The following is a 17,279-nucleotide window of genomic DNA, read 5'->3' as shown; positions in this document are numbered from 1 at the left end:
CGGCAAAGTGTCAGCAGTAGCGTTCGATCCCCAGAAGCTGATGGTCGCCATAACGATCCCCCGCAGCAAAACCGGGGGGCAGGATATGGTCGATCTCGGCCCGGTCTGTGGCAGTCAGCTCCGGCATCGGCACCCATTGCCGCAATCGGCCTGCCGCGCGGGTGCCAGGGATCGGCACGACATGATCGCCTGTCCCCCTGACCCAGGCCAGTGCAGTGGCCGGCACGGTCCAGCCCCGTGCTGCGCACCACCTGCGGAAAGCATCAATCCGCGTCAGGTTCCGGCTGAAATTCGGCTCGGTGAAACGCGGGTTCTGGCTGCGAAAACCGTCTTGCACCTGATCCAGTCGCAGCGGCGCATCGCCCAACATGCCGCGCGCCAGCGGTGAAAACGCCACAAAGGTCACCCCCAACCGCGCACATTCCTGCAGCAGCCCAAGCTCCGGCTGTCGGGTCCAGAGCGAGTATTCATTCTGCACCGCAAGGGGCGGATGGATCGCATAGGCCTGCCGCAGGGTTTCAGGCGCGATTTCCGACAGGCCATAGCCCCCGATCTTGCCCTGCACCTCCAACCTCTGCAGCGTGTCGATCACCTCGGCCAGATCGGTCCCCGCGTCGCGGCGGTGCAGGTAGAACAGATCGACCCGCTCGACCTGCAGACGGCGCAGGCTGGCCTCCAGCTCGGTCTGCAAATGCGCGGCGCTGTTGTCGATCCGCCGTGGCGGGCCGTTGACGATTGCAGCCTTGGTGGCAAGAACCACCCCATGCGGGCGGCGTGTGGCCAGCCATTCGCCAATCACGGTTTCACTGATGCCCATGCCGTAGATATTTGCAGTATCGACGAAGGTGATGTCTGCCTCCCACATGGCATCAAGGCAGGACAGGCTTTCCTGACGATCGGTCGGACCGAAAATGCCACCGAAAGACATGGCACCAAACCCGAGGCCCGAGATGATCGGACCCCGGGTTCCAAGCGATAATTTCTGCATTGCAGCATCCTTCCATCTGGGGGGATGCCATCCAACGCCCGCGAATCGCCTGGGTCAAGCCCTGATGTCAGGCAAAGGCCGCACGCAGCGCGATTTCCACCATATCGCCGAAACTGCGCTCGCGCTGATCGGACGGCAGGGCTTCATGGGTCAGCAAATGGTCAGAGATGGTCAGCACCGCCAAGGCCCGGCGCCCATAACGGGCAGCAAGGGTGTAGAGTTCTGCCGCTTCCATCTCGACGCACAGCACACCATGGCGTTGCATCTGTTCACCCAGATCCGGGCGTTCATCATAGAATGTATCCGACGAGAAGATCGGCCCGGCGTGAATGCCGATACCCCGGCCCTGCCCTGCCTCCCATGCGGCCTTGAGCAGGCCGAAATCGGCGGTCGGCGCATAGGTCAGGTCGCGAAAGATGGTGCGGGACGGGCTGCCTGCCGTCCATGCCGACATGGCCAGCACAACATCCCGCACCTTCACCTGCGGCTGCATGCCGCCTGCGCTGCCAATGCGGATCAGGGTCTGCGCGCCATAATCGCGGATCAGCTCGTTCACATAGATCGACAGCGACGGCATGCCCATACCGGTGCCGTGGATGGTGACCCGGTGGCCATTCCAGGTTCCGGTATAGGCCAGCATACCGCGAACTTCATTCACCAGAACCGCGTCCTTCAGAAAGGTCTGCGCGGCCCATCTGGCCCGATAGGGATCACCGGGCAAAAGCACCGTTTCGGCGATCTCGCCCGGTTTCGCCCCGATATGCACTGTCATGCTGCCACCTCTTCATCACCTGATCCCTCAGGCTATACGCAAAGAGGCGCGGGCGAAAAGCCCCTAGCTGCGCCCTTCGGACAGGGCCGCATAATCGGCGGCGTTGGGGCAGAAGCCAGCCTGGGCCGGGCTTGCCGCATCAGCCTGTTCCAGAACCTGCGAACAGCGCCGCCGTTCCCCGCAATGCCCACAGGTCTGCACCCGGTCCAGCCATGCGCCATGGTCGCGTTTCAGATCTTCGACGGTCAGGCCGAAAATGGCCGCCATCCTGGCCATGCGGGCGGTGGTATCGGCGGGCATGCGCACGAAATCTTCGATCTGCGCGCGGTTCAGGCCGATATCTGTCAGGTCGCGTTCTGTCAGGGCTTCGATTTCGGTCAGGCTGCGCCATTTGGCGAAAAGGGTCTGCAGGCGTTCGCGCATCCGTGGCCTCCAAGGTTGAACTTGCAACCAACATAGCCGCAAGCGCAGCCCTGCGATTTGACGCAGGTCAACCCGGCCTTCACCGCCTGTCAGGATCAGCTTGCCAGATGGCGCAGCCCCTGTGTCACATCGGTGCGTACCGCCAGACGCAACGCCGGTTCATCCCCGGCCCGCAGCGCGGCAAGGATCATGCGGTGATGCTGCGGCGGTTCATTCCGGCGCAGCCGGGCATAAAGCGCGCGCATCGTGGGGCCAAGCTGCAGCCAGACTGTTTCCAGCATGGCCAGCATCGCAGGCGCCTGCGCGCGCAGATAGAGGGTGCGATGAAATTCCAGATTGCTGCGGACATAGGCCACGGAATCCTGCCGCGCAACGGCCTCGGCATTGGTGGCGTTGATCGTGGCCAGACGGTCGATCAGCGCGAAATGCGCGCGGGGCAAGGCACGGGCGGCCAGTTCGGGTTCCAGCAGCGCGCGGATCGCGGCAAGTTCCTCGATCCGGTCGGGCGACAGCTCCGGCGTCGCCACCCGCCCCGATGAGGAAAGCGTCAGCGCGCCTTCAGCCACCAGCCGCCGCACCGCCTCGCGCGCGGGGGTCATCGACACCCCGAATTGCTTGCCCAGACCACGCAGCGTCAGCGCCTGCCCGGGCGCCAGTTCGCCATGCATCACCTGCGCCCGCAGGTTACGGTAAAGCCGCTCATGTGCGGCGGCGGTATCACTCGGTCGCGCGTTCTGCATGGCGCAAACGAAGCACCGCTTCGGCAAGATGGTCAAGGGGCCTTTGGTACGATCTGCCTGCACGACCGCAGTTCAGCGGCTGCGTTCATGTTCCATCCGCTGCCGGGCCACTGCCTCATTCCGGTCGGCGCGCTGCTGATCCTTCAACGCCAGATCGACATAATCCATATGCGCCCCGATGGCAGCGCGGGCCGCCGCCCCGTCGCGCGCCTGAATGGCGCTGTTGATGGCGCGGTGCTGATCCAGCAGCATGTCGCGGGTCATGCGGTTGCGAAACATCATCTGCCGATTGTAGAACACGCCCTGTTTCAACAGATCGAACATCGACCGCATCATGTGCAACATGATGACATTATGGCTCGCCTCGATGATCGCCATGTGAAACTGCGCATCCAGCGCGGCCTCGTCGCTGGGATCTCGCTTCTGATGCGCGGCTTCCATCTTCTGAAAGATCGTGCCGATCACCTCCAGATCGGTGTCAGACCCCAGCCGCGCCGCGCGCTCTGCCGCCAGCCCTTCCAGATCGCGGCGGAAATTCAGGTAATCGAACACCGCCTCATCATGGGTGGAAAACAGTTCCACCAGCGCGGGCGAAAAGGCCGAACCCAGCACATCCGCGATGAAGACACCCGAACCCGGGCGGCTGGTCACCAGCCCCTTGCCTTCCAGTGCCTCCAGCGCTTCGCGCAGCGACGGGCGCGACACGCCCAGCCGGTCGGCCAGATCGCGCTCGGCAGGCAGGCGTTCACCGGGGCGCAGCACGCCGCGCAAGATCAGCATCTCGATCTGGCGCGCGACACTTTGCGACAGTTTCTCGGCGGTGACTTTTTCAAATGGCATGATCGCGCGCCCTCCGTGGTCAGAAAATATGACCAGTCAAGTCAAGGCGCAATGCAAAAAGGGGCTGGCACACAGCCAGCCCCCCCGGGATCAGGATATCAATCCGATCAATTCGGACGGATGATGATTTCAACCCGACGATTGGCCTGCTTGCCCTGCGGCGTCAGGTTCGAGGCGATGGGCTGATCTTCGCCCCGACCAAAGGCTGCAATGCGGGCCGGGGCCACGCCGTAAGACATCAGCGCCCCCGCGACAGAACGTGCCCGGCGTTCCGAAAGGTCCTGATTGTAGGCGGCTTCGCCATCACTGTCGGTATGGCCGATCACCTCGATCCGGCTGTTGGGATAACGGGTCAGGTTATTGGCAATGGCCGACAGGTTGCCCTGCGATCCGGGCAGCACGACAGTGCTGTCGGTGGCGAACAGAATGTCCTGACCCATGGTGACATTGATGCTGTTGCCGGTATTCACCACACTGGCGCTGCCGCCAAGTTGCTGGCGCAGTTCCGCCGCCTGCCGATCCAGCGTATTGCCGATGGCACCACCCGCCACGGCACCGACAACCCCCCCCAGCACGGCATTCTTGAATCGGTCATCGCCACTGCCGGACAATGCACCCAGACCCGCTCCGACAACCGCACCGGTCGCCACACCCGCCTTGGTCCGGGCATTGGGGTCGGAATAGGCGTAGGGGTCCTGCACACAGCCCGCCAGCAAGGTGGCACCGGCAAGGCCGATCAGAAGGGGGGATTTGAAGATCATCATCTGCCTCGTTCATGAAGGGCCGCTCTCGGCCTTTGGCAACATGCTACCCTGCAATGCGGCGAAACGGAATTGGCCGCCTGCAGGGTGGCAAAATCCTGCCCATCACGAAGCGGTGACAGCCCCCGTCGTGACATCGGCGCGTGCCGCCTCCCAGGCCAGCATCGCCCGTTTGACCGGCAGTCCCCAATGATAGCCGCCCAGCCCGCCGGATTTGCGCAGGGCCCGGTGGCAGGGGATCAGAAAGCTGACAGGATTGCGCCCGACGGCCGTACCCACCGCCCGCACTGCCCGATCATGCCCGATGGCACTGGCGATGTTGGAATAGGTGGTGACATGGCCTGACGGGATGGCCAGCAACGCTTCCCACACCTTGATCTGGAACGGCGCACCGATCATGTGCAGCCGGGTTTCCGCCCCCCCGAAAATGCCTGCGATCATCGCTGCAATCCCGGCGCGATCCTCGACCAGACGCGCCTCTGGCCAGCGTGCCGCCAGATCGGCAAAGGCCGCCTCAAAGCCGGTCTCGGCAGTGAAAGCCAGCCCGCACAGACCGCGATCCGTGGCCATGGCCAGCACCGGGCCAAAGGGGCTTTCGCCCGTGCCCCAGCGGATCGTCAATCCCGCGGCACCGCGGGCAAAATCACCCGGGCTCATCGCTTCCCATCGCAGGAACAGATCATGCAGCCGCCCGGTGCCCGACAGGCCGGTGGAGAGCGCGGTCTCCAGCAAGGTGAACCTGTCAGACAGCAACCGCCGCGCATAATCCAGCGTCAGATATTGCTGATACCGCTTCGGGCTGACGCCAACCCATTGCGAAAAGACCCGCTGGAAATGCGCCGAACTCATGCCCATCCGTGCAGCAAGACTGTCCAGCGTCAGATCCGGCCCCCCCGCATCAATCTCGGCCAGGGCGCGGGCGATGACCCGGTAATGATAGGCAGGGCTTTCGTCAGACATCAGGGACCCCCTTTTTTGCCAGTTTACGCGGCGAATGCGCCCCCTTGCGACCCGTTTCCTGCGGCTTTTCTTGCACAACAGCCCGGTATTTGGCATGAGCGGCAGCATCATGGCACGCCAGCTCGATTACCACACGATCCATGCGATCTTTACCCGCTTCCGTGCCGCCTGCGCGGAACCGCAAGGCGAGCTGCATCATGTGAACGCCTATACCCTGCTGGTGGCTGTGGCGCTCAGCGCACAGGCCACGGATGCGGGGGTCAACAAGGCCACCCGCCCGCTGTTTGCCCATGTGGACACCCCGCAGAAGATGTTGGAGCTTGGCCTTGACGGGCTGACCGAGGCGATCAAGACCATCGGCCTGTTCCGGCAAAAGGCCAAGAACGTGATCCGCCTGTCGGAGATTCTGGTCGAAACCTATGGCGGCGAAGTGCCCTCCAGCCGGGCGGCGCTGCAATCTTTGCCCGGGGTGGGGCGCAAGACCGCCAATGTCGTGCTGAACATGTGGTGGAATATCCCGGCGCAAGCCGTGGACACCCATATCTTCCGGCTGGGCAATCGCACGGGCATTTGCCCGGGCCGTGATGTCGAAGCCGTGGAACGGGCCATCGAAGACCATATTCCTGCCGAATTCCAGCAACATGCCCATCACTGGATGATTCTGCATGGCCGCTACATCTGCACGGCCAGAAAACCCCGCTGCGCGGATTGTCTGATCCGCGATCTGTGCCCATTCGAGGAAAAAACCGCATGAAGAAGTTTCAGGTTGTCGGCATCGGCAACGCCATGGTCGATGTGCTGGCCCATGCCGACGAGGCGTTTCTGGAGGCCAATGGCATCGGCAAGGGCATCATGCAGCTGATCGACATGGAGCGCGCGGTCACGCTCTATGACCGGATCGGTCCTGCCAAGGAAATCTCGGGCGGATCGGCGGCCAATACCATCGCCGGTGTCGCGGCCCTTGGCGGACGTACGGCCTATGTGGGCAAAGTGAAGGATGATCAGCTGGGCCGCATTTTCGCCCATGACCTGCGGGCGCAAGGCGCCGTGTATGAAACCGCTTTCGCGCCGCAGGACAGCGCACAGGAAACCGGGCGCTGCATCGTTCTGGTCACCCCGGATGGCGAGCGGTCGATGAACACCTATCTCGGCTGGTCGGAATTCCTGTCGCCTGCTGACATCGACGAGGCACAGATGGCGCAGGCGGAATGGATTTATCTGGAAGGCTATCGCTTTGACGGCCCTGAAAGCCATGCGGCCTTTGCCAAGGCAATCCGGGCCTGCAAGGCGGCGGGCGGACGGGCCTCGGTCACGCTGTCCGATCCGTTCTGCGTGGAACGGCATCGCGATGCCTTCCGCAAGATGATCCGCGAGGATATGGACCTGCTGTTTGCCAATCGATCAGAGCTTCTGTCGATGTATCAGACCGAGGATTTCAACGCGGCGCTGACCGCGGCGGCGGCAGATGTGGCCATCGTGGCCTGCACCGAAGGCGAACATGGCGCCCATGTTCTGGCCGAAGGACAGCACTGGCATGTGCCGGCAGTGCCGACACAAATCATTGACGCCACCGGCGCAGGGGATCTGTTCGCGGGGGCCTTCCTTTGGGGCCTGACCCATGGCCACAGCTATGAGGCCGCGGCGCGCATGGGCAATCTGGCGGCATCGGAAATCATCAGCCATATCGGCGCGCGGCCCGAAGCCGACCTCGCGGCACTGTTCCGCCAGCATGGCCTGATCTGACGTCCGCACAGGATCGTTAACGCCGCGTCAATACGATGCGCCGCCCTTGCCGGTTCGGCGCAACCGGACCGGGCACAACCTGATACTCTGGGCGCAGGAATATCCTGCCGCCCGGAGCCTGCCATGCCCGCACCGCCGCGCCTGCCCGCCTTGACTGTTGCACTTGTCACACTTCTGCCTGTGCCCGGACATGCCGAAAGCGCACAAACCTCTGCCTTTGCGCTGACCACCATGGAAACCCTGATCCTTGCCGCGCTGGCCTTGGCGCTGGTGGTGATGATCTGGGTCATCGCCCATGACATCAATCAGCGCGACAAGGAGATGGAGGCCAAGGCCAGCCCCAACGCGCTGGACCTTGTCCAGATGCCGCGGGCCGCCCGCTTCCTGTTGATGGCACTGGCCGGACTGGCCGCATTGGTGGCTTTTGTCGTGCTGATCACCTGCCGCGAAGGCTGTCAGAACTCCAATGGCTTCATCTGGGTGGCGGCGCTGATCCTGATCGGCATTGCGGCCTTCACCGGAATCATGAGCCTGCTCAGCCGCGCCGCCTATCGGATCGGCATGATTGATGGCCGCCACCCTTTCGGCCTGCCGGAAGGATCGATCCGCGCCATTCTGACCATGGCCTTCATCGTGCTGGTCGGAGTTCTGTCGGCCTTTCTGATCACCAGCTACAATGACCGCTCGCCCTTTGCCGCGACATCGCTTCTGCTGGCCGTGGAAACCGACCGTCAGGCCGCGCGAAGCCTTCGCCAGCAGCTGCAAACGCAATTGGGCAGTGATGCCCTTGTCGTGCTGCAAGAGGCTAGGCAGGGCGCGGATACCATCTGGCAGGTGGCCGCCTTTCCCAAGGTGGATAACAGCATGGCCGATGATGTGGCCAAGCAGACGCTGACGATGATTTCAACCATCCTCGCGGCCATGATCGGATTTTACTTCGCAGAACGCAGCGGGGCGGCCAATGCCGGCGATCCCGTCGCGGCGGGCGACAAGGAACGGCGGGCCGTGTTGCGGTCGCTGGTGAACGATGTCGGGCAGATGACCGAACAGCTTCAGCAGCGCCTTCAGGCGCAGACCAGCCGAATGACCACGCTCAGCGCCGATTCCCCAGACCGCAAGGCTGCCGAGACAGAGCGGGAAGGGATGGAAAAGGTGATCGCCGAAAGCGACCCTTTGCTGCAGCGCGCAAAGACCCTGCTGGATGACCCAAAGACCACCCTGCAGCAACTGACCGAACTGATCCGGTCCCTGGAGGCAACCCGCAGCAATTTCGCGGCCTTCAAACCTTGATCCGCCAACCCATATCGCTCAAGGGAAGGCGCAGGTGACTGTGCCGTTCAGCGCAGCGGATTCAGGACTGCATCCTTCATCCGGCAGTCACGGATCACATCCGCCCCGCAACGGCGCGGTGCCAAATCCTTGGTCAGGCACAGGCGCACCTCCTGGATCATGCCGTCAAGGCAGGTGACAGTGATCTGGTCGGGTTTCAGCCCCGGATTTGCCTCAAGAAACGCGCCTTCCACCACCTCGGCCGGAACCTTCAGCCGCTTGTTGATCTGGGGAAACACAGCCGGAATGCGCACCGCCCCAAAGGCCCGCCGCATGGTCCCGTAATAGTCGCGCGCCGACAATCCGCTGCAGCGGCCATGCTTCTTCCATTGATACCAGGCCAACCCGGATGACCCCATGATATCCTCCATCGCCTCGGATTCGCCGCGCGACGGATCCCGCTGCGTGGTGCGGCAATAGCTGGGCCAGCCATCCTCATGTTGTGGCCAGAGCCCATGCAGCGTGAAGGCCAGATCGGCACCCGGCGCACATTCCGGCGCACCACGCCCGTCCCCCTCCAGCGCGCACCAATTGGGCGACCAGCTGAGCGCCATGACATAGTAATCGAAATCCCCCGCCCTCTCGCCCTCGGCACAGGCAGGCCCGCCGATCATCATGGCCAGGGCGACACCAACAATTGCATGCATTTTCTCTTTCCCCGGCTGCAAAACCGCATTATACGAACGGCTGAATTCCCCGAAAACGTGGAAATCGCAGCCGGAAGGTTGCAGCCGTTTTCCCGGCACGGGAGAGGTTTGTAAAGGAGAGATCCGCATGTCGAAACCGCTGATGTCCAAAGCGACCGCCGTGTGGCTGGTGGACAATACGACGCTGAGCTTCCGGCAGATTGCCGATTTCTGCGGCATGCACGAGCTTGAGGTGCAGGGCATCGCCGATGGCGATGTGGCCACCGGCGTCAAGGGTTTTGACCCGATCGCCAACAACCAGCTGGACGCGATCGAAATCGAACGCGGTCAGAAAGACCCGCTGTATCGGCTGAAGCTGAAGTTCAATGCCGCCGCCGTGGGCGAGGAAAAGCGCCGTGGCCCGCGTTACACCCCGCTGTCCAAGCGGCAAGACCGTCCGGCGGCGATCCTGTGGCTGGTGAAGTTCCACCCGGAACTGTCGGATGGGGCCATTGGCAAGCTGGTCGGCACCACCAAACCCACCATCGCATCGATCCGTGAACGCACGCATTGGAACATCCAGAACATCGCCCCCATCGACCCGGTGGCGCTTGGCCTGTGCCGCCAGTCGGAGCTGGATACCGCAGTTCAGGCCGCCGCCCGCAAGAGAGCCGCCGAAGGTGGCGTGATGAGCGATGACGAACGCCGCAAGCTGGTTTCGACCGAACAGTCGCTGGGCATGGATGCCGACGAGGCCCGTGTGCCCGGTGCCCTTGCCGGTCTGGAGGCCTTTACCCGCCGCGACGAGGAAGAAAAGTCTAGCCCGGCAGATTATTCGGATGCCGACAGCTTCTTCAACCTGCCGCATGGCGATGACGACGACGAGGATGACGAGGACAACTGATCCCGTCCCCGAAACCCCGGCCTCGCGCCGGGGTTTTGCTTTGCAGCACAGGGGTTTCCGCGTCGTCAGGCGCGCATCAGCACCCGCGCCTCATGGGCCTTCAGGGTCAATCGGGCTGCGGTAAATCGGGCGCCCCCCTGCCCTGCCAGTTCTGGGAACAGTTTCAGCACTTCGTCCCGCGACGGATCATCCATGCCTTTCAGACTGCGATCACCGGGCTGGAAGCTTTCGCTCCATGCCCCGTCGCCCAGCACGATTTCATGCCGGTCGAACAGGATGTGAAGATAGGTCACCTCCTTCACCTCGGCGGCAATCTCGATCCCCGGCAGGCCCACCAGATGTGCGGCACGCACCAGAACTTCATCAGTGCCGAACATCAGTTCTGCCCGCGCGCCCGTGACCAGCATCCGGTGCTGGCGCGAGACCAGCATGTCCCGTTCGGGCAATCCGGCACCAAGTGCCCCCTGACGGATGCGGACCGGCAACAGCGAGGGATCGGCCAGCAACTCCCCGATCCCCAGCCGCTTGCGCCCGACCCAGCGAATGGTCTGCAGCCCGTTGTCTCGGGTTTGCACCCGGTCCCCCGCAACCAGCCGCTCCACCGCCACTTCGCCCCGATCCGTGACGATCTGCGTCCCAGGCGTGAAACAGGCGATGATCTGTTCAATGTTTGAGAAGGTAAGTGTGCCGGTAACATTGCCCCAGATGTCCAGAAACTGGACAATACCGTTTTCGGGGTTCAACGGATCGCGGATGATCTTCTTGGGGCCCAGCCCGGTCAGATCGAGAACGTCGATATCATCGCCATTCTCGCTGCCGTCGATGGTATCGCCCAAGCCTGCATAGATCGTATCGTTTCCGACGCCGCCCTGCAGGAAATCGTTGCCGGCACCGCCAAACAACACATCGTTGCCGTCGCCGCCATAAAGGCTGTCGTTGCCATTTCCGGCATCAAGCACGTCATTGCCCAGGCCGCCAAACAACTGGTCATTGCCGTCGCCGCCGGTCAGTTGGTCATTGCCATCGCCGCCATAAAGCGTGTCGCGGCCATCGTCGCCGGTCAGGCTGTCATTACCCTGCCCGCCATCGACCAGATCGTCCCCGCTGCCCCCGGCGACCGTATCGTTTCCAGCCCCGCCATAGGCCTGATCGTTGCCCGCATCGCCAGAGACGAAATCTTCTCCATCCCCCCCCAGCACCGTGTCATTGTCATCGCCGCCATAAACACTGTCATTGGAGCCGCGCGCATCGATGTAGTCACTGCCCGCCGCCCCGTAAAAGACGTTGGTGTAAATGTCGCCTGATGTGCCCTGCCAATCAAAGCCGATCAGCGTGTCATTGAAACCCGACCCGATGACCCCGTCCATCCCGGCAAACCGGTCACCCGTGGCATCCCCACCCGAGGCACTACCGGTGGACAGATCAATGGATACCCCGGTCCCAGAGGCGCTGTAGTCGAGGAAGTCCATATCCTCGCCGCCATAAAGCGTGTCGGCCCCGGTGCCGCCCGCCAGCGTATCGTCCCCCAAGCCGCCGAACAGCTGATCGGAACCACCGCCCCCCCAGAGGTAGTTGTTATTGGCGTCACCTGTCAGGGTATCGGCCCCGCTCCCCCCTGCGAGATTTTCGATCCCTGAATAGCTATCGCCACTGGCGTCACCCGAACTGCCTGCGCCGCTTTGCAGCGAAGCATTGATGCCCGAGGTCGAGGTAGAATAGTCGGCAGTGTCGATCCCGGCACCGCCTGACAGAATGTCCGCACCAGACCCGCCGCGCAGGCTGTCATTGCCATCGCCGCCATAGAGTGAATCCGTGCCTGAACCGCCGTCCAGAAAATCGTCGCCCGCGCCCCCCGTCAGCAGGTTATTCAAGGTGTTGCCGATCAGCGTATCGGCAAAGCCTGAACCGGTGACATATTCGATGCCGGTCAGGGTATCGCCCGCTGCATCGCCGCCAGTTCCGCCCCCGGTGGCAAGGTTGACCGTCACGCCAGCTGCCGACGTGCTGTAATCGGCCAGATCGGTGCCGCTGCCACCCGACAGGTAATCGGAACCAACTCCGCCAATCAGCGTGTCGTTGCCGCCATTGCCCAGCAGCCGATCATTGCCCGCCCCGCCAAACAGCGAATCGGCTGAACCTGTTCCGTTCAGGGTGTCATTCCCTGATCCACCGTAAAAATTTGCCACCTGACTTGCCTGCTCTGCCCGGAGTTTGCCCCGGTGCGATCTGCCTCATGATGGCGATTAAGGCGCAAATGTGGCGAAATTAGGTCATATCTGACAAAGCCGGGGCAACTGCGGCACCCCCAATGACCAAGGCCCCGGACCTTGCGATCCGGGGCCTTGGTCTGTCTTGAAATGCTGCAGTCAGTGCAGCTTGGCGCCCACTTCGGCAATGGCCGCATCAATCGACGCTGCCGCAGTTTCGGCCGAGGATTGCTTGGCCAGAACATCCGCCGCTGCAGCAACCGCCACATCCACGGCACGTTCCCGCACCTGACGAATGGCACCGGCTTCGGCCGAGGCGATCCGCTCTTCCGCAGCAGCCAGACGGCGCGCGATCGAGGTTTTCAGGTCCAGCTTGGCCTGGGCTGCAGCAGTTTCCGCTTCAAGCTTGGCAGCCGAAACGATCTGCGCAGCTTGTTCCGCCACTTCCTTCTGCTTGCGCTCATACGAGGCAAGAATGGTCTTGGCCTCTTCGCGCAGGGCGCGGGCCTCTTCCAGTTCCGCCTTGATCTGGGCCGCGCGGGCATCCAGCATCGCGCCGATCTTGCCGGGCACTTTCACCCAGAGCAGGATCATGACGAACAGGATAAAGGCCAGCAACACGATCAGGTTGGTATTGCGCAGCGACAGGAAAGGACCATCCGCCGCAAAGGCCGGGCTTGCCGCAAGGGTCAGGGCAATCAGGATCAGCTTTTGCATGGGCTTAGCCTTTCAGCCGGGCGTTGACCGCCGCAGTCACGCTGCGTGCGTCGGCCTTGCCGCCAAGCGCTGCAACCAGTTCCTTGGCAGTATCTTTGGCCACTTCGGTGACGGCATCCAGCGCACCGGCACGGATTTCGGCGATACGGGCTTCCGACCCTGCCGTCTTTTCGGCAATCTCGGCATCTGCCTGGCTGATTGCGCGGTCCAGATCCGCCTGGATCTCGGCCTTTGCCTCTGCCACGATCCGGGCCGCATCGGCGCGGGCTTTCACCAGCGCCTCGTTATAGGCCTTCTCGGCGGCAACCGCCTTTTGCTTCAGCTCTTCAGCCGCAGCAAGGTCGTTGGTGATGGTGCCAGTGCGTTCGGCCAGAACTGCCCCTATCCGGGGAAGGGCCACGCGCCACAGCACGAGAAAGATCACGACAAGCGCGACCACCAACCAGAAAATCTGGTTGGACCAGGTCGAGATGTCGAGCTGCGGCATACCGCCAGATGCTGCGGCCCCGTGGCCTGCTGCACCCGCTGCCGCGTCATGCGCTTCGGTCGCCATGTCGTTTCCTTACCTTCGTCAAACACTTGGCCGGGTAGGCGCAAGGCCCGCCCGGCCGAAGAAGATCAGACGCGTCAGGATCAGACGGCGAACATCAGCAGCAGGGCGATCAGGAACGAGAAGATGCCCAGAGCTTCGGCGAAGGCGATGCCGACGAAGAGGTTAGCGGTCTGCGACGGAGCAGCCGACGGATTGCGCAGGGCACCAGCCAGGAAGTTGCCGGCGATGTTGCCCACGCCGATACCGGCGCCGCCCAGACCGATGGCAGCCAGACCGGCGCCGATGTATTTGCCCATGAGCGCGAGTTGTGCGACTTCAGCTTCCATTGTTCGTCTCCTTTGGAATTCGGAATTTGGGGTTTGGGGTTCAGACCTTAGTGGTGGGCATCGCCCACCGCGTCCTTCAGATAGACGCAGGTCAGAATGGTGAACACATAGGCCTGAACCACTGCCACCAGCAGTTCCAGACCATAGATGGCCGTCACAGCACCGATCGCGACAGGCGAGATCACGGCCATCGAGGCAAAGCCCGCGAACACCTTCATAACGGCGTGGCCCGCCATCAGGTTGCCCGCAAGACGGATGGAGTGGCTGACCGGGCGCACGAAGTAGGAAATCACTTCGATCACGGCCAGAACCGGGCGCAGCGGCAGCGGGGCAGAAGACACCCAGAACATGGCGAGGAAACCAAGACCCTTGCGGGCCAGCCCCAGCAGCGTCACGAACAGGAACACGATACCTGCCAGCGTCACGGTCACGGCCACATGGCTCGTGGTAGTGAAGCTCATCGGGATCAGGCCCAGCAGGTTCGAGAACAGCACGAAGAGAAACAAGGTCATCACGAAGGGGAAGTATTTCACCCCGTCATGGCCCGCCACATCTTCGACCATCTTGTAGATGAAGCCATAGATCATTTCGCCGACCGACTGGATCCGCGAGGGGATCATGGCCCGACCGCGCGACCCGAACACCATCAGCGCGATGATGACCACGACAGCCGCAGCCATCCAGACGGTGACGTTGGTGATTTCGTACCATTTGATATCGGTGGTGCAATCCGCATGGGCGGCATCGCAGAAGAACCGCTTCACGATGAACTGGTCCATCGGGTGAATGGCAAAACCGGTCTCGGCCACGTCTGTTATCCTTCGGTTCCGGCGGAGCCATCCGCCTTTGTCTGCGCGCTTGCGGCCCGCATCTGGCGTTCCTGCATGTCACGGGCGGTCCCGATGACAGTGCGGATGCCGGCCGCGAAGCCAAACAGGATAAAGACGATCAGCAGGATGGGTTTCGTACCGGCCAGATAATCCAGCCCGTAACCGATGCTTCCCCCGATCATGATGCCCGAGGTCAGCTCCAGTACCATCCGCCAGGCGACTTCGGCCTGCGAAAAATCCTTGCCTGTACCAGCGGGCTCGACCTTTGCCCCCTTCTTCCCTGCCAGCTTCGCCTCAAGCGCACGCAGCCGGTCCGGGTCGGGTTCATTGGCCATGGTTTACGCCCCCTGAACAGTTGGGCGGAACCTACGCAGCAGCACGCGCCGAGTCAAGACGAACGGATGAAGCCAAGGATATGATATAAAACATATTTCCAAATTTCCCTGACGCCCTGTGCGGCATTTCCGGCCCATGCGGCACCCGCCGCCACATTCAACCTTTCGGTTGACGATCCCCGCAGGCCCCGCCAATGCTGCGGCATGTCCCGCGATCCTGACCGGCTTTCCCCGATCTTTGCCGCCCTGGCCGATCCCACGCGCCGGGCCATCCTTGCCATGCTTCTGGAGGATGACATGGCGGTTACAGATGTGGCCGAACCCTTCCAGATGTCCCTGGCAGCGATTTCCAAACACCTGCAGGTGCTGGCCGAGGCCGGGCTTATCAGCCGCGAACGTCGGGGCCGGGTGATCTGGTGCAAGCTGGAACCCGATGCGCTGAAACCTGCCTCGGTCTGGATGCAGGGGTTCGGGCAGTTCGATCCGGTCGATCTGGATGCGCTAGAGCGGTTTCTCGAAACCGAATTGCGCGAAGCCCCAGAGACATATTCAGCCCCTCAATCCGGCGATTGACCGACGCCTGCCTTTGCGACGGGGCGCCCGGACCGCCCGCGACGCAGTCCATGGCAATGCCGCCCGACGAAGGCCCCAGCGGGGCCCGAGAAGGGCGGCTCCCCGTTTCAGGTCTTGAACCAATCGCGATACTGGTCGCGCAGCAGGTTCTTTTGCACCTTGCCCATCGTGTTGCGCGGCAGCGCCTCGACCACCACCGCCGCCTTGGGCTGCTTGAACCGGGCCAGCCGGTCGCGGATCGCCTCCAACGCGGGCCCCGCATCCAGCGCCGCCCCTTTCTGCGCGACCAGAACGGCAAAGACCGCTTCGCCGAAATCCGGATGGGGCAGCCCGATCACCGCGCTTTCCAGCACGCCGGGCGCTTCGTCCAGCAACAGTTCCACCTCTTTCGGGTAGATGTTGAAGCCGCCCGAGATCACCAGATCCTTGGCCCGCCCCACGATCACCACATAGCCATCGGGATCGATCATCCCCAGATCGCCGGTGATGAACCAGCCGTCCTCGCGCAATTCCTCGCGGGTCTTTTCCGGCATCTGCCAATAGCCCTTGAAGACATTGGGCCCGCGCACTTCGATCACACCGACCTCGCCCGGCGCGACCTCCGCCCCATCGGCCATGACGCGCAGCTCCACCCCCGGCAAGGGAAACCCGACCGTGCCCGCGCGCCGCTCGCCCGCATAGGGGTTGGAGGTATTCATGTTGGTTTCGGTCATCCCATAGCGTTCCAGAATGCGGTGGCCGGTGCGGGCCTCGAACTGGTGATGGGTTTCGGACAGCAGCGGGGCTGAACCGGAGATGAACAGCCGCATATGCGCGGCCAGATCGCGGGTGAAGCGGGCATCCTCCAACAGACGGGTGTAGAAGGTGGGCACCCCCATCATGCTTGTGGCGCGCGGCATCAGGCGCAGCACCTGCTCCAGATCGAAGCCGGGCAGGAAGATCATCCTTCCGCCAGTCAGCAGGCTGATGTTTGACGCCACGAACAGGCCATGGGTGTGAAAGATCGGCAGGGCATGCAGCAGCACGTCATCGGATGTGAACTGCCACAGATCGACCAGAACTTCGGCATTCGACAAAAGGTTCCGATGGGTCAGCATCGCGCCTTTTGACCGGCCGGTGGTGCCGGATGTGTACAGGAAAGCCGCCAGATCATCCGGCCCGCAATCCGCCGGGGTAATGCTGTCGGGTAGGCCGGTCGCGGCCTCGCTCAGACTGCCGGTGCCATCGGCATTCAATGTCAACACATTGGCCCCATGGCGCGCTGCCACAGGCGCGAGGGTTTCCCGTTTCGCGGCATCGCACAGAAAGACCTTCGGCGTCGCATTGCCGAGGAAATAGTCAATCTCTTCGGCGGTATAGGCGGTGTTGAGCGGCAGAAAGATGGCCCCAAGCGCGATGGCCGCGCCGTAGACCGCAAGCGCCTCGGGCGATTTGGCAATCTGCACGGCGATGCGGTCCCCCGCCCCCAGCCCCGCCGCGCGCAAGGCATGGGCCTGCCGGGAGACGGTGGCCAGAAAGGCCGCCCCGGTGATTTCGCTGCCATCGGGCAGGATGAGGAAGGCATCTTCGCGGCAGGCAAGCGGCGCGAACAGCGCGTCAAACAGGACATTGGGCATGGGCCATCCTCCGGGCGGTCATGGCGCCTTCCTGCC

At 62.9% G+C, this 17,279-nt stretch carries 20 protein-coding genes; 5 read left to right on the top strand and 15 right to left on the bottom strand.

Going from position 1 to position 17,279, the window contains the following annotated elements:
* Positions 1–10 precede the first annotated feature (10 nt).
* From V6590_RS08585 to V6590_RS08555, 7 genes are all read right to left on the bottom strand, one after another.
* Entirely contained in the window at positions 11–988 is a 978-nt protein-coding gene (locus V6590_RS08585; protein WP_335421939.1) for an aldo/keto reductase, read from the bottom strand.
* A 67-nt stretch (positions 989–1,055) separates the two neighbouring features.
* Positions 1,056–1,760 (bottom strand): purine-nucleoside phosphorylase, encoded by a 705-nt coding sequence (deoD, locus tag V6590_RS08580; protein ID WP_335421937.1) that lies wholly within the window; start codon positions 1,758–1,760, stop codon positions 1,056–1,058.
* Between the two features lie 63 nt (positions 1,761–1,823).
* Positions 1,824–2,183: a DUF6455 family protein gene (locus V6590_RS08575; RefSeq protein WP_335421936.1), complete on the bottom strand. Its 360-nt coding sequence runs from the start codon at positions 2,181–2,183 to the stop codon at positions 1,824–1,826.
* A 95-nt stretch (positions 2,184–2,278) separates the two neighbouring features.
* Positions 2,279–2,923, bottom strand: coding sequence for a GntR family transcriptional regulator (locus V6590_RS08570; protein WP_335421934.1), 645 nt, complete (start codon positions 2,921–2,923; stop codon positions 2,279–2,281).
* Between the two features lie 72 nt (positions 2,924–2,995).
* The gene (locus V6590_RS08565; protein WP_335421932.1) at positions 2,996–3,763 is read right to left on the bottom strand and encodes an FCD domain-containing protein; all 768 of its coding nucleotides are present in this window, start codon (positions 3,761–3,763) and stop codon (positions 2,996–2,998) included.
* Between the two features lie 107 nt (positions 3,764–3,870).
* Positions 3,871–4,527, bottom strand: coding sequence for a YiaD family glycine zipper/OmpA-like lipoprotein (locus tag V6590_RS08560; protein WP_434063243.1), 657 nt, complete (start codon positions 4,525–4,527; stop codon positions 3,871–3,873).
* A gap of 102 nt (positions 4,528–4,629) precedes the next feature.
* Positions 4,630–5,484, bottom strand: coding sequence for a methylated-DNA--[protein]-cysteine S-methyltransferase (locus V6590_RS08555; protein WP_335421928.1), 855 nt, complete (start codon positions 5,482–5,484; stop codon positions 4,630–4,632).
* Between the two features lie 109 nt (positions 5,485–5,593).
* On the opposite strand from V6590_RS08555, the gene nth reads away from it, so the two are divergent.
* The 3 genes from nth to V6590_RS08540 all read left to right on the top strand — a co-directional run bounded on the left by nth (position 5,594) and on the right by V6590_RS08540 (position 8,517).
* Positions 5,594–6,238: an endonuclease III gene (nth, locus tag V6590_RS08550; RefSeq protein ID WP_335422509.1), complete on the top strand. Its 645-nt coding sequence runs from the start codon at positions 5,594–5,596 to the stop codon at positions 6,236–6,238.
* Positions 6,235–7,227, top strand: coding sequence for an adenosine kinase (locus tag V6590_RS08545; RefSeq protein WP_335421927.1), 993 nt, complete (start codon positions 6,235–6,237; stop codon positions 7,225–7,227). Before nth ends, V6590_RS08545 begins: the two co-directional genes overlap by 4 nt.
* A gap of 123 nt (positions 7,228–7,350) precedes the next feature.
* On the top strand, positions 7,351–8,517 hold the full coding sequence (locus V6590_RS08540; RefSeq protein WP_335421925.1) for a hypothetical protein: 1,167 nt from the start codon (positions 7,351–7,353) through the stop codon (positions 8,515–8,517).
* A 47-nt stretch (positions 8,518–8,564) separates the two neighbouring features.
* Here the strand turns inward: V6590_RS08540 and V6590_RS08535 are convergent, their stop codons facing one another.
* Entirely contained in the window at positions 8,565–9,203 is a 639-nt protein-coding gene (locus V6590_RS08535) for a ribonuclease T2 family protein (RefSeq protein WP_335421923.1), read from the bottom strand.
* 127 nt (positions 9,204–9,330) lie between these two features.
* Between V6590_RS08535 and V6590_RS08530 the strand changes: the two genes are divergently transcribed.
* Entirely contained in the window at positions 9,331–10,086 is a 756-nt protein-coding gene (locus V6590_RS08530; RefSeq protein ID WP_335421921.1) for a DUF1013 domain-containing protein, read from the top strand.
* Positions 10,087–10,151: 65 nt separating this feature from the next.
* Here the strand turns inward: V6590_RS08530 and V6590_RS08525 are convergent, their stop codons facing one another.
* From V6590_RS08525 to V6590_RS08500, 6 genes are all read right to left on the bottom strand, one after another.
* Entirely contained in the window at positions 10,152–12,272 is a 2,121-nt protein-coding gene (locus V6590_RS08525; RefSeq protein ID WP_335421919.1) for a Hint domain-containing protein, read from the bottom strand.
* A 180-nt stretch (positions 12,273–12,452) separates the two neighbouring features.
* Complete coding sequence (locus V6590_RS08520) at positions 12,453–13,010, bottom strand: F0F1 ATP synthase subunit B (RefSeq protein ID WP_335421917.1); 558 nt, start codon at positions 13,008–13,010, stop codon at positions 12,453–12,455.
* Between the two features lie 4 nt (positions 13,011–13,014).
* Positions 13,015–13,563, bottom strand: coding sequence for a F0F1 ATP synthase subunit B' (locus tag V6590_RS08515; protein WP_335421915.1), 549 nt, complete (start codon positions 13,561–13,563; stop codon positions 13,015–13,017).
* An 80-nt stretch (positions 13,564–13,643) separates the two neighbouring features.
* On the bottom strand, positions 13,644–13,859 hold the full coding sequence (locus V6590_RS08510) for a F0F1 ATP synthase subunit C (RefSeq protein WP_373289043.1): 216 nt from the start codon (positions 13,857–13,859) through the stop codon (positions 13,644–13,646).
* Between the two features lie 77 nt (positions 13,860–13,936).
* Positions 13,937–14,707, bottom strand: coding sequence for a F0F1 ATP synthase subunit A (locus V6590_RS08505; protein ID WP_335422507.1), 771 nt, complete (start codon positions 14,705–14,707; stop codon positions 13,937–13,939).
* A complete protein-coding gene (locus V6590_RS08500) occupies positions 14,704–15,054 on the bottom strand; it encodes an AtpZ/AtpI family protein (protein ID WP_335421910.1) in 351 nt (116 codons plus the stop codon). The genes V6590_RS08505 and V6590_RS08500 overlap by 4 nt, the downstream gene beginning before the upstream one ends.
* A 204-nt stretch (positions 15,055–15,258) precedes the next feature.
* Between V6590_RS08500 and V6590_RS08495 the strand changes: the two genes are divergently transcribed.
* Entirely contained in the window at positions 15,259–15,627 is a 369-nt protein-coding gene (locus tag V6590_RS08495; protein ID WP_335421908.1) for an ArsR/SmtB family transcription factor, read from the top strand.
* Between the two features lie 107 nt (positions 15,628–15,734).
* On the opposite strand, the gene V6590_RS08490 is transcribed toward V6590_RS08495, so the two are convergent.
* Entirely contained in the window at positions 15,735–17,243 is a 1,509-nt protein-coding gene (locus tag V6590_RS08490) for a malonate--CoA ligase (protein ID WP_335421906.1), read from the bottom strand.
* Between the last annotated feature and the right edge of the window lie 36 nt (positions 17,244–17,279).

Source organism: Gemmobacter denitrificans (assembly GCF_036964905.1).
In the GTDB taxonomy this organism is placed as follows: Bacteria; Pseudomonadota; Alphaproteobacteria; order Rhodobacterales; family Rhodobacteraceae; genus Gemmobacter; species Gemmobacter denitrificans.
The sequence above is the reverse complement of the archived record's forward strand: the minus strand, read 5'-3'. Positions and strand labels throughout refer to the sequence as shown.